Source organism: Streptomyces profundus, from assembly GCF_020740535.1.
Taxonomy (GTDB): Bacteria; Actinomycetota; Actinomycetes; order Streptomycetales; family Streptomycetaceae; genus Streptomyces; species Streptomyces profundus.
This window is the reverse complement of the sequence record NZ_CP082362.1, coordinates 7298473-7309843: the sequence shown is the minus strand read 5'-3', so window position 1 is coordinate 7309843 and position 11371 is coordinate 7298473. Positions and strand designations below refer to the sequence as shown.

Sequence of the window (11371 nt, the reverse complement as noted above, 5' to 3'; positions counted from 1 at the left end):
CCAGAGAAGAGGACCCGTACGTGAGCACGAAGACGGCGCCGACCGCCGACATCCTGATCGTCGGAGGGGGGCTCGGCGGTGTGGCCGCCGCACTCGCCGCGTTGCGCAGAGGCAGGACCGTGCTGCTCACCGAGGAGACCGACTGGCTCGGCGGCCAACTCACCACGCAGGGCGTGCCGCCCGACGAGCACGCCTGGATCGAGCAGTTCGGCGCCACCCGCAGCTACCGCGAGCTGCGCGAGGCGATCCGCGACCACTACCGCACCTGGTATCCGCTGACCGACGAGGCCAGACGACGCCGCGACCTCAACCCGGGCGAGGGCCGCGTCTCCCGGCTCTGCCACGAGCCCCGGGTCGCCGCCGCCGTGGTGCACGCGCTGGTGGCGCCCTGGACGGCGGCCGGCCGGCTGCGCGTCCTGTACGGGCACCGGCCCGTCGCCGCCGAGACGGACGGGGACCGGGTGCGCGCCGTCGAGGTCGAGGGCCAGGGCGGCGACCGGCTGACGCTCACCGCCCCCTATGTCCTGGACGCGACCGAGTTGGGTGACCTGCTGCCGCTGACCGGCACCGAGCATGTCACCGGCTTCGAGTCGCGGCACGACACGGGCGAGCCGAGCGCGCCCGAGACGGCTCAGCCGGCCAACATGCAGGCGTTCTCCTGGGTGTTCGCCGTGGACCACATCGCGGGCGAGGACCACACCGTCGACCGCCCGGCCGGTTACGCGGACTGGGCCGGCTACCAGCCGCCGCGCTGGCCCAACCCCCTGCTCAGCCTGCACGCCCCCGACCCGCGCACCCTGGAGACCGTCCGCCGCGACTTCGTCCCCAACGCCGACGCGGGGCCCGTCGTCGCCGACCAGAGCAAGGACCCGGGCGACAAGGAGCTGTGGGCCTTCCGCCGCGTCCTCTCCCGCTCGGTGCTGCGCCCCGGCTTCGCCCACAGCGATGTGACGATCGTCAACTGGCCCATGATCGACTACCTTCCCGGGCCGCTGATAGGCGTCGACGAGGCGGAGCGCGAGCGGCATCTCGCCGGGGCCAGGGAGCTGAGCATGAGCATGCTCTACTGGCTCCAGACCGAGGCGCCCAGGCCCGACGGCGGCACCGGCTGGCCGGGCCTGCGGCTGCGCGGCGATGTGCTCGGCACCACGGACGGCCTGGCCAAGGCGCCCTATATCCGCGAATCGCGCCGCGTCCTGGCGCGGCGGCGCGTCGTGGAGCAGGACCTGTCGCTGGACATCAGGGGCTCGGCGGGCGCGGTGGCGTACCCCGACAGCGTCGGGGTCGGCATGTACCGCATCGACCTGCACCCGTCGACGGGCGGCGACACCTATATCGACGTCGCCAGCTGCCCGTTCCGCATCCCGCTCGGCGCGCTGCTGCCCGTGCGGCTGCGCAACCTGCTGCCCGCCGGCAAGAACATCGGCACCACCCACATCACCAACGGCTGCTACCGCCTCCACCCCGTCGAGTGGAACGTCGGCGAGGTCGCGGGGGCGCTCGCCGCGCACTGCCTGGAGCGCGGGCTCGAACCCGGCCAGGTGCACGAGTCGGCCGGTCTGCTGCGCGACTTCCAGGACGAACTGGTCCTGGACGGCGTGGAGTTGGACTGGCCCCAGATCAAGGGCTACTGATGCGCACCTCTGTACCCACAGACGGCCGGCAGCTTCTCGACGGCGTCATGGTCCCCCTCGTCACCCCGATGTCCCGCCCCGGCGTCCCCTCGGCGCCGGCCGCCGCCGAGCTGCTCGGCGCGCTGGCCGCCGCCGGGGCGCGGGCCCTGATGCTGCTGGGCAGCAACGGCGAGGGCCCGCTGCTCCCGCCGGGCCCCGAGCTCACCGACTTCGTCGCGGGGGTGAGCGCCCGCTGGCGCGAACTGACCGACGGCGGGCCGGTCCTCGTCAACGTGACATCGGCCGGCACCGCCGATGTGCTGGCGCGCGCCGAGGCGGTCCTGCCCGCCCGGCCCGACGCCCTCGTCCTCAGCCCGCCGATCTACTTCCACCACCGCCAGGACGAGATCCTGGCGCACTACGCGGCCCTCGCCGAGGTCGGCGTCCCCGTCGTCGCCTACAACGCGCCGCGCTACAGCGACCCGCTGACCCCGGAGCTCATCGACCGCCTCACCGAACTCCCGCACGTCGTCGGCGCCAAGGACAGCTCGGGCGACCTCGACCTCCTCACCCACCTGATCGCCGCGGCGCGGCGGCGGCCGGAATTCGGCGTCAGCCAGGGCGCCGAACACCAGGCCCTCGCCGCACTGCGGCTGGGCGCCGACGGCATCGTGCCCGGCATCGCCAACCTCGCGCCAGGGCCCGCCGTCGCGCTCCTGCGCGCCCACCGGGAAGGGCGCGCCGAGGACGCCGAGCGGGCCCAGCGCTCCCTCGACGTCCTCCTCGCCCTGCACACCGTCCGCCCCGGCGTCCCGGCCGTGAAGACGGTCCTCGCGGCGCGCGGCCTGTGCACCCCGCATGTGGCGAACCCGTTCACGCCGTGCACCCCCGACGAACGCGACCGGCTCCTCGCGCTGCTGGCACCGCACGAGGAGCACCTGATCACTCCCTGATCCCAACCACGCCTCCACCAGCACACCAGGGGAGAACCATGCCGACAACAGAGCCGACCCCGCCCGTCCGCCCCAGCCGCAGAACGTTCGCCCTCGGCCTCGCCGGCGCCTCCCTGGGCGTCGCCATCGGCCCGCACACCCGGGCGCTCGCCGCGCCGGCGGCCGGGCCCGCCCTCTCCTTCGACGAGACCACCCTGTGGGACTCGGCGACCGACCCGCTGGAGAACTACCACGTCCACGCCCTGACCGTCCTCCCGGACGACACGATCCTCGCCGTCACCGAAGGACGGTACGAGGTGTGTGACGCGGGCCCGCGCGATCTCCTGCTGCGCCGCAGCACGGACGGCGGTGACACCTGGGGGCCGACCAGGACCATCGTGGTCTCCGAGGACGGCGCCTCCTGGGGCAACCCGGCGCTCCTCGCCGATCGGGAGACCGGCACCGTCTTCTGCTTCTACATGCTCTCGCTCCGGCTGCCGGAGAACACCTCCTGCTCGGGCGACATCGGCGACCTGTGGATGATCTCCAGCGACGACGCCGGCGCCACCTGGAGCGCGCCGACGGCGATGTCCGGCATGTTCGACCACTTCCCCTACGACTGGGCGCTGCACGGCCCAGGGCCCGGGCACGGCATCCAACTCGACACCGGCCGCCTGCTGCTCAACTGCGCCCACCGCCGCGTCATCGTGGGCAACACCGTCGAAGAGCGGCTCTACGGGGTGTCCACCCTCTACAGCGACGACCACGGCGCCAGCTGGCACGCGGCGGGCGAGGTGCCGGTCTCCGTGGACTACCCGATCAACGAGGCGCGGCTCTTCCAACGCTCCGACGGGACCGTGGTCGTCAACGGCCGTTCGGCCGCCGGCGGCAACCGGCAGCGCATCGTCGCCGTCAGCGACGACCGCGGCCTGACCTGGGCGCGGCCCGCGCTCGACGGCGCGACCGGCATGTTCAACGCGGTGGACGCCTCCCTCGTCCGCTACACCGGCGGCCCCGGCGGCGAGGAGCCCAGCCGGCTCCTCTTCAGCCGCCCCGACTCCCCGGTGCGCACCAACATGACGGTCTCCGTCAGCTACGACGAGGGCCACTCGTTCCCCTACAGCCGCGTCGTCAACGCCCAGCGTTCCTACTACTCCGACCTCGCCCGGCTGTCGGACGGCACGATCGTCCTGCTCTACGGCTGCGAGGGCGAGATCGCCAGTGCACCCCGCAAGGTGAACGTCGCCCGCTTCTCCCTCGACTGGCTCACCGAGGGACGCGACAGCCTCGGCCGAGGGCCCGCCCGCACCGAGCGGTTGATCCCGCTCGCCACCGGCGGCCAGGCGACGGGCGGTACGTTCACCACCGTCGCCGACCCGCTCGCGCGCGGCGGGGAGTTGGCCGTCCTGACGGCGTCGGCCCCCGGCGCCCGGCTGCGCCACCGCCTCACGCCCGACCGGTCGGGCGAGCACCAGCTCTGGCTGCGCTACCACCGGAGCGCGGCCGGGGCGCTGATCGAGGTCACCGTGGACGGTGAGCGGCCCCGCACGGCGGTGCTCGACACGACCAGGGAGAACGCCGACGGCTATGACATCGCCTACCTCGGCACCCTCCCCCTGACCGGCGGGCACACCCTCGATCTGACGGTCGCCGGCGCGGGGCGGGGCGGTGGCCTGGTCCTCGCGGTGGACGCCCTCAGCCTGGTGCGCGTGCCGCACGCGCCCGACGTCCGCGAGGAGGTGGTCGTGGACAACGACGCCCTCGGCTACCAGGCCGTCAGCGGCACCTGGTCCCCCGCCACCGGTACACCGGGCTTCTGGGGCGGCAACTACCGTACGGCGCCCGCCGGTTCGGGAGGCAGCTCGGTCCGCTGGCGCCCGGTGGTGCCGGGCGAGGGCGACTATCTGATCGAGGTGTCCTACGCCCCGCACGCCAACCGCGCCTCCGACGCGCCCTACCGGGTGACCCACGCGGACGGAGTGAGCGTCGTCCGCGTGGACCAGCGCGCCGCCGGCACCCCCGACCCGCGCGGCGGCACCTGGGCACCGCTCGGCACGTTCCCCCTCACCGCCGGGCTCGACACGACGATCGAGCTGAGCGACGACGCGGACGGCTTCGTCATCGCCGACGCCATCCGTCTCCGCCGCCGCCCCTGACACCCGCCCCGTGGCGGGGCCCGCCGATGGCGGGCCCCGTCACCAGCGGTGGGCCCGTTGGGCTGCCGCTCACGAAGCCGTCGGGCCGGGCTCCTTGTCGATCGGCCGGATACGACCGGAACGCACCTCAAGCACCCGGTCCACCGACCGCAGGGTGGCCGGCCGGTGGCTCACCACCAGGGTGATCCGGTCCTCGGACCGCGCGCGCAGCGCCGCCGTGAGCGCGGCCTCGGCGTGCGCGTCCAGATGGGCCAGGGTCTCGTCCAGGATCAGCACCCTCGGCTCCGGCAGGAGGGCGCGGGCCAGGGCGACCCTGGCCCGCTGGCCGCCGGAGAGCCCGCCGCCCCGCTCGCCCACCGGGGTGTCGAGCCCGAGAGGCAGCCCCGCCGCCCGGTCGAGCAGCCCGGCGGCCCGCGCGGCGGCGCGCAGCCGGTCGGGGCCGGCGTCCGGCGCCGCGAGCGCGATGTTCTCGCCGACCGTGCCGGTCAGCAGGTCGATGCGCTGCGGCACGGCGGTCACGACCGCGCGCAGATCGCGGTCCGCCAGATCCCGCAGATCGACCCCGCCGAGGGTGACGCGCCCGCCGTCCGGGTCCCACAGCCGCAGCGCGAGGCCGACGCAGGTGGACTTGCCGCCGCCCGAAGGCCCCGTCAGCGCGACCGTCTCCCCCGGGTGCACGACACAGCGGGCGTCCCTCAGCACCTCGGGGCCATCGGGCCTGTAACGGAAGCTCACCCGGTCGAGAACCAGCGGCCCGAAGGCCGGCTCCACCGGCGCGGCGGGCGGCGTGGTGGCCGGCGGTGCGGCGAGCACCGCGTCGATCCGCGCGGCCGAGGCGAGGAGCGTGCCCAGGTTCCGCAGCAGCTGGGAGAGTTGGCCGATGGGGCCGAGGGCCACGGTGGCCAGGGCCAGGGTGACGGGGGCCAGCGTGGGGTCGCCCGCCGTGCCCGTCGCCGCCGTCCAGAGCGCGGCGGCGCCGGCGACCGCGACGGCCAGGTCGGCGACGGCCGTCTCGACGCCGTTGACGGCGGCGACCCGGCGCTGGGCGCGGCTGAGCGCCCTGGTGCCGTCGGCCAGTGCGACGCGGCGGCGCTCCAGCGCGCCGGCCTCCGTCAACTCCCGCAGTCCGGAGACGGTCTCCACCACCTGGGTGTGCAACCGGGCGTTGGCAGCGGTGAGTTCGGCGCCGCGTCGGGCGGCGGCCCGGCCGGTGCACCAGGGCAGGGCCACGATCACCAGCAGGGCGGGCCCCCAGGCCAGCAGCAGCCAGGGGGTGAGGGCGAGGGAGACCCAGGTGGTGACGGACAGCAGGACGAGGCTGACCAACGCCTGGGCGGCGGTGTGGGCGTAGAGCCACTCCAGGGTCTCCACATCGGCCAGGGCCACCGTGCCCAGATCGCCGCTGTGCCGGGGCCGCCGCCGGGACGGCCACGCGCGGCGCAGCGCGCCGAAGACCAGGGCCCGCAGGTCGGCCAGCACCCGGTAGGCCAGATCGTGGGCGACATAGGACTCCCGCCAGCTGGTCAGGGCGCAGAGCGCGGCGGTCAGCAGCAGGGCGGCGGCCAGCGGCACGAAGGCCGCCCGGTCGCCGCGCAGGGCCAGCGTCAGCAGCCACGCGCCCAGCAGGCCCAGGGCCAACACGCCGAGTTGGGTGAGCAGTCCGGCGAGCAGCGTCCACCAGAAGGGGCCACGGTGGCGGGCGACCAGGGGCAGCAGCCGCAGCAGCGGGCCCGCGCCGGCGGCGGTCACCCGCGCGGCTCCGCACCGGTGACATCCGTCGCGGCCAGGCCGCGTTGGCGGCGGACCAGGGCGCGGTAGGCGCCACCGGGACGGCCGATCAGCTCGTCGTGGGGGCCGCACTCCACCACCCGGCCCCGCTCCAGCACGGCGATGACGTCGGCGTGCCGGACGGTGGCCAGCCGGTGGGCGATGACGACGCGGGTCCTGCCCGCCAGCTCGGGCGCCGTGGCCAGGGCCAGGAGCACGGCCGACTCGGTCTCGGGGTCCAGATGCGAGGTCGCCTCGTCCAGGACCAGGACGGGCGCGGTGGACAGGAACGCGCGGGCCAGCGCGACCCGTTGGCGCTGCCCGCCGGAGAGGGTGCCGCCGCGCTCGCCGAGCACCGTGGCGTAGCCGGCGGGCAGCGCGGAGACAAAGGCGTGCGCGCCGGCCTGCCGGGAGGCCGCGCAGACCTGGGCGTCGCTGGCCTCCGGCCGCGCCAGCCGGATGTTGTCGGCGACGCTGGCGTGGAAGAGCCAGGGCTCCTGGTGGACCAGCGTCACCGTGGCCCGCAGGTCGGCCAGCCGGTACTCGGGCAGCGGGTGGCCGCCGAGCAGCACGCTGCCGGCGTCCGGGTCGTGATGGCGCGCCAACAGGGCGGCCAGCGTGCTCTTTCCCGCGCCCGACGCGCCGACGACTCCGACCAGCGCGCCGGCGGGGCAGCACAGGGTGGCTCCGGCCAGGGCCGGGTGCCGGGAGCCGTCCGGATGGGCGAAGTGGACGTCCTCGAAGCGGATCTCGGGCACCCCATCGGGCGCCGGGCGGGTGCCGGTGTCCGCCACGGTCGGCGTGGCGTCGAGGAGTTCCTCGATCCCGTCCACGGCGGTCAGCCCCTGGTAGCCGGCGTGCCACGCGGCGGAGAGGTCGCCGAGCGGACGGAAGCACTCGCGTCCGCAGAGCAGGAAGAGGAACGCGCCGGTGGCCGGGAGGTCGCCGGCCAGCGCGGCGCCGGCGACCAGCGTCAGGGTGACGGCGGTGCCGCCGTGCAGGGCCAGGGCGCTGATCCCGTGCTCGACGAGGGAGACGCGCAGCTGCGCCATGGTGGTGCGGTAGAGGTGGTCGCCCCTGGCGGCGAGCCGGGCGCCGACCCGCTCCCCCGCGCCGAGCACGCGCAGCGTGGGGAGCGCCTGGGTCGCCTCCAGGTAGTCGGCGCCCAACCGGCCCCAGCCGGCCCAGCGTTCCCTCCCGCGCCGCAGCAGCGTCGCGTCCCAGAAGCGGGGCAGCACCACGGCCAGGGCCAGGGCGCCGCCGAGCGCCAGCGCGCCGGGGAGATGGACGGTCGCCAGCCAGCCGACGATCGCGGCCGGCACCACGGCGACCACCAGCAGTTGGGGGAGGTAGCGGGTGTAGTAGGCGTCGAGCCCCTCGACGCCGGTGACCAGGGTGTGTTGGACCTCGCCCGCGCGGGCGCCGGCGGCGTGCGCCGGGCCCAACTCGCCGAGTCGGGCGACCAGTCGGTCGCGCAGCCGGGCGCGGATCTCCGCGCCGCACCTCGCGCGCAGCGGCGCGTCCAGGCGCAGCAGCGCGGCCCGCACCACCATGCAGCCGACGGCGGTGACGAGCGCGGCACCGGCCTCCCCCGCGCCGCCGCCCCCGGGGAAGAGGTGCGCCAACGCCCGTGCCAGGGCGACGGCCTGGGCGAGGGAGGCGGCGCTGACCAGCAGGCCGAGCAGGGCGCAGAGCGCCACGGGACGGACGGCGGAACCGGCGAGGACGAGGAGACGACGGTGCAGCATCGGTGGATCAGAAGGCCGCGGGGTGGAGGCCCTGGGCGATGGCGGCGACCGCGCGGACGTTGCCGATGGTGCCGGGGAAGACGTCGGCGCTTGAGACGGCGACCAGCCGGTCGTTCGCCACCGCGGCCAGATCGGGGAAGGTCCGCTCCAGGTAGGCGCGGGTGGCCTGTTCGTGTTCCTCGTCGTGGACGCCGAAGACGAGCACCTCGGGGTCGCGGTGGGCCAGTTCCTCGGGGTTGATCTCCGCCGCGAAGAAGTCGGCGAAGGCCGCGTCGTCGGGCCCGAACGCGTTGTCGCCGCCGGCCCGGCGGACGATGTCGTACTCGATGCCGGCGCCGATGGCGGAGAGGCGGTCGCCCTCCACATAGATCTGTGCCACGGTCACGGGCGAGCGCTCGCCGACGCGGGCGTCGATGTCGTCGAGGACGGCCCGCTGGGACGCGGCGAGTTCGGCGGCGGCGTCCTCGACGTCCAGGACGCGGCCGAGCGTCTCCAGGTCGGTGAAGAGATCGTCCACGGTGGCGGTCATCCGCCGTTCGGCGCAGCCGCCGGTGGCGATGTAGGCGGCCGAGCCGGCGTCGGCCAGCTGGTTGAGGCCCGCGAAGCCCTGCTCGGCGGAGAACTCGTAGGCGGTGGGCGCGGTCACCAGGTCGGGGCCGGCCTCCAGCAGCACCTCGCGGCTGGGCGGGGCGTCCTCGCTGAGGACGGGGATGTCGGCGGCCAGCTCCCTGAGGTCCTCGGGCAGCGGCGCGGTGGCGGTCTGCGCCTGGCCCACCATCCGGTCGTCGACGCCCAGCCGCAGCAGCAGTTCGGTCTGGGCGGGGCTCAGGCCCACCACGGCCCGCGGCGTGGCGTCGAGAGTGACCTCGCGCCCGCAGTTGGTGTAGCCGATGCCGCCGCCCTCGGCCGCCGGCGCCTCGTCGGGGTCGGTGACGCCCGAGCCACAGGCGCTGACGGCGAGCAGGACGGGCACGGCGGCGAGCGCGGCGCGGAAGCGGAGTCTCCTGGCGGCGGGGGTGGAACGGGGAGGTGTCATGGGGTGTGCTCCTGGTGCGGGTGGTCGGCGGCCCGCCGGTGCGGGACGTCGGCCACGGAGGGGGCGGCGGGTGTCGCGCCCGAGAACGCGATCAGCGGGCGACCGTTGGCCGGGTGGCTGAGCCGGTGGGCACGGACGTGGAAGACGTCCTCGATCGCCTCGGGGGTGAGCACGTCGTCGGGCGGACCGAACGCGCTGATCCGGCCGCCGCGCAGCACGGCGACGAGGTCGCAGTGCTGCGCGGCGAGGTTGAGGTCGTGCAGGGCGGCGACGGTGGTGATGCCCAGGTCACCGACGAGCCGCATCAGTTCGAGCTGGAAGGAGATGTCCAGGTGGTTGGTGGGCTCGTCCAGGACCAGCACCTGGCTCTCCTGGACGAGGGCGCGCGCCAGCAGCACGCGCTGTCGTTCGCCGCCGGAGAGCGCGGCGAACGGCCGGTCGGCGAGGCCGGTGGCGCCGACCTGGTCGAGGGCCCCGGCCACCAGGTCGAGATCGCGGGGTGAGTCGCCGCCGAACCCCGCGTGGTGCGGCAGCCGGCCCAACAGCACGACGTCGACCACGTCCAGGTCGAAGTCGCTGGTGCTCTCCTGGGTCAGCACGGCGACCCTGCGGGCCACCTCGCGCGGGGGCAGCCGCCAGACGTCGTCGCCGGCCAGCCGCACGGTGCCGCCGGCCGGCCGCAGCACCCGGTAGAGGGTGCGCAGCAGCGTGGACTTGCCGCTGCCGTTGGGGCCGACGAGGCCGAGGAACTGGCCGCTGCCCACCCGGAGGGTGGCTCCGTGGACGATCGTCCGGCCGCCGGCCGCGACGGACACCCGGTCGAAGTCGACGTTCATCGCAGCATCCCCGCCCTGGCGGCGCGCCCCCGGCGGATCAGCCACAGGAAGCAGGGCGCGCCCACGACGGCGGTGACGATGCCGAGCGGGATCTCGGTCGGCGCTGCGACCGTGCGGGCCAGCAGGTCGGCGGTCATCAGGAAGAGGGCGCCGGCCAGCACGGTGACGGGCAGCATCCTGCGGTGGTCGGCGCCGACCAGGATGCGCGCGCTGTGCGGCACGACCAGGCCGACGAAGCCGATGCCGCCGCTGACCGCCACCACCGCGCCGGTCAACAGGGATGCGGCGACGATGAGTTGGCCGCGCAGCCGGTGCACCCGGACGCCCAGCGCGGTGGCGCTCTCGTCGCCGGCGAGGAGCGCGTTCAGGGCCCGGGCGTTGGCCAGGGCGAAGAGCATGACCACGAGCAACGCCACGGCGGGGACGACGAGTTGGTCCATGGCGGCGGCGGAGACGCTGCCGAGCAGGAAGAACAGGACGCTGAAGACGTTCTGCGCCTCGGTGGTGAGGGTGAGATAGCTGGTCAGGGCGGAGAGCAGGGAGCCGAGCGCGACGCCGGTGAGGATCATGCGGGTCGGCGCGAGCGTCCCGTGGTGGCGGGAGAGCAGCGCGACGGCGGCCGTGGCGCCCAGCGCCCCGAGGAACGCGGCGCCGCTCACCGGAAGTCCGGCGAGGGTGGCGGAGCCCAGCGTGATGACGGCGACCGCGCCGAGCCCGGCGCCGGCCGAGACCCCCAACACATAGGGCTCGGCGAGCGGGTTGCGGACGGCGGCCTGCATCAGGGCGCCGGCCAGGGCGAGCCCGGCGCCGGCCAGCCCGGCCAGCAGCGTGCGCGGCAGGCGGAACTGCCAGACGGCCTGGTCCTGGAGCCGGGTCAGCGAGCCGTCGCTCATCCAGGACGCGTCGGGCAGCAGATGCCCCAGGATGACCCGGCCCGCGTCCTGCGGCGTGACATCGGCGGGACCCGTCGCCCCCGAGACCACGATGACGGTCAGGATGCCCAGGGCGAGGACGACTTGGGCGAGCAGCGGCGCGCGGCGGGAGCGGCCGACCCCTCGGGGAAGGGCGGACACGGGACGGCCTCCTTCGACGGCCTGGACACGGTCCCGCCGGTTTCTGAAAATAACAACGGTTTTCATGACCATATGAGGCCGCGGCTCCACGCCGCAACGTTCGACGGTGTGACTGTGGCGCTGATCACGCGCGCCGGCCTCCCGGGCACCCCCGATGGGGCGATGAGGGAACCTCCGACGGAGTCCCCGGCGTCGTGTGGGGTGACAGAA

Annotated in this window: 8 protein-coding genes; 3 read left to right on the top strand and 5 right to left on the bottom strand. The window is 75.1% G+C overall.

Annotated elements, in window-relative coordinates; all coding sequences use genetic code 11:
- The first annotated feature begins 20 nt into the window (after positions 1-20).
- The 3 genes from K4G22_RS30440 to K4G22_RS30430 are packed head-to-tail and all read left to right on the top strand — an operon-like array spanning position 21 to position 4701.
- The gene (locus K4G22_RS30440) at positions 21-1634 is read left to right on the top strand and encodes an FAD-dependent oxidoreductase (protein WP_228083692.1); all 1614 of its coding nucleotides are present in this window, start codon (positions 21-23) and stop codon (positions 1632-1634) included.
- A complete protein-coding gene (locus K4G22_RS30435; protein ID WP_228083691.1) occupies positions 1634-2566 on the top strand; it encodes a dihydrodipicolinate synthase family protein in 933 nt (310 codons plus the stop codon). Before K4G22_RS30440 ends, K4G22_RS30435 begins: the two co-directional genes overlap by 1 nt.
- A 38-nt stretch (positions 2567-2604) precedes the next feature.
- On the top strand, positions 2605-4701 hold the full coding sequence (locus K4G22_RS30430) for a golvesin C-terminal-like domain-containing protein (RefSeq protein WP_228083690.1): 2097 nt from the start codon (positions 2605-2607) through the stop codon (positions 4699-4701).
- A gap of 69 nt (positions 4702-4770) precedes the next feature.
- Here K4G22_RS30430 and K4G22_RS30425 read toward each other — a convergent pair whose 3' ends face one another.
- The 5 genes from K4G22_RS30425 to K4G22_RS30405 are packed head-to-tail and all read right to left on the bottom strand — an operon-like array spanning position 4771 to position 11161.
- Positions 4771-6450, bottom strand: coding sequence for an ATP-binding cassette domain-containing protein (locus K4G22_RS30425; RefSeq protein ID WP_228083689.1), 1680 nt, complete (start codon positions 6448-6450; stop codon positions 4771-4773).
- Positions 6447-8216: an ABC transporter ATP-binding protein/permease gene (locus tag K4G22_RS30420; protein WP_228083688.1), complete on the bottom strand. Its 1770-nt coding sequence runs from the start codon at positions 8214-8216 to the stop codon at positions 6447-6449. Before K4G22_RS30420 ends, K4G22_RS30425 begins: the two co-directional genes overlap by 4 nt.
- A gap of 7 nt (positions 8217-8223) precedes the next feature.
- Positions 8224-9252: an ABC transporter substrate-binding protein gene (locus K4G22_RS30415; protein ID WP_228083687.1), complete on the bottom strand. Its 1029-nt coding sequence runs from the start codon at positions 9250-9252 to the stop codon at positions 8224-8226.
- Positions 9249-10088 (bottom strand): ABC transporter ATP-binding protein, encoded by an 840-nt coding sequence (locus K4G22_RS30410; protein WP_228083686.1) that lies wholly within the window; start codon positions 10086-10088, stop codon positions 9249-9251. Before K4G22_RS30410 ends, K4G22_RS30415 begins: the two co-directional genes overlap by 4 nt.
- Positions 10085-11161: a FecCD family ABC transporter permease gene (locus tag K4G22_RS30405; protein ID WP_228083685.1), complete on the bottom strand. Its 1077-nt coding sequence runs from the start codon at positions 11159-11161 to the stop codon at positions 10085-10087. Before K4G22_RS30405 ends, K4G22_RS30410 begins: the two co-directional genes overlap by 4 nt.
- Positions 11162-11371 lie beyond the last annotated feature (210 nt).

What these genes read in the sequence shown, in the direction of transcription:
- K4G22_RS30415 (WP_228083687.1), bottom strand. Translation starts at nt 9,252, where the DNA reads ATGACACCTCCCCGTTCCACCCCCGCCGCCAGGAGACTCCGCTTCCGC.
- K4G22_RS30435 (WP_228083691.1), top strand. Translation starts at nt 1,634, where the DNA reads ATGCGCACCTCTGTACCCACAGACGGCCGGCAGCTTCTCGACGGCGTC.
- K4G22_RS30420 (WP_228083688.1), bottom strand. Translation starts at nt 8,216, where the DNA reads ATGCTGCACCGTCGTCTCCTCGTCCTCGCCGGTTCCGCCGTCCGTCCC.
- K4G22_RS30430 (WP_228083690.1), top strand. Translation starts at nt 2,605, where the DNA reads ATGCCGACAACAGAGCCGACCCCGCCCGTCCGCCCCAGCCGCAGAACG.
- K4G22_RS30410 (WP_228083686.1), bottom strand. Translation starts at nt 10,088, where the DNA reads ATGAACGTCGACTTCGACCGGGTGTCCGTCGCGGCCGGCGGCCGGACG.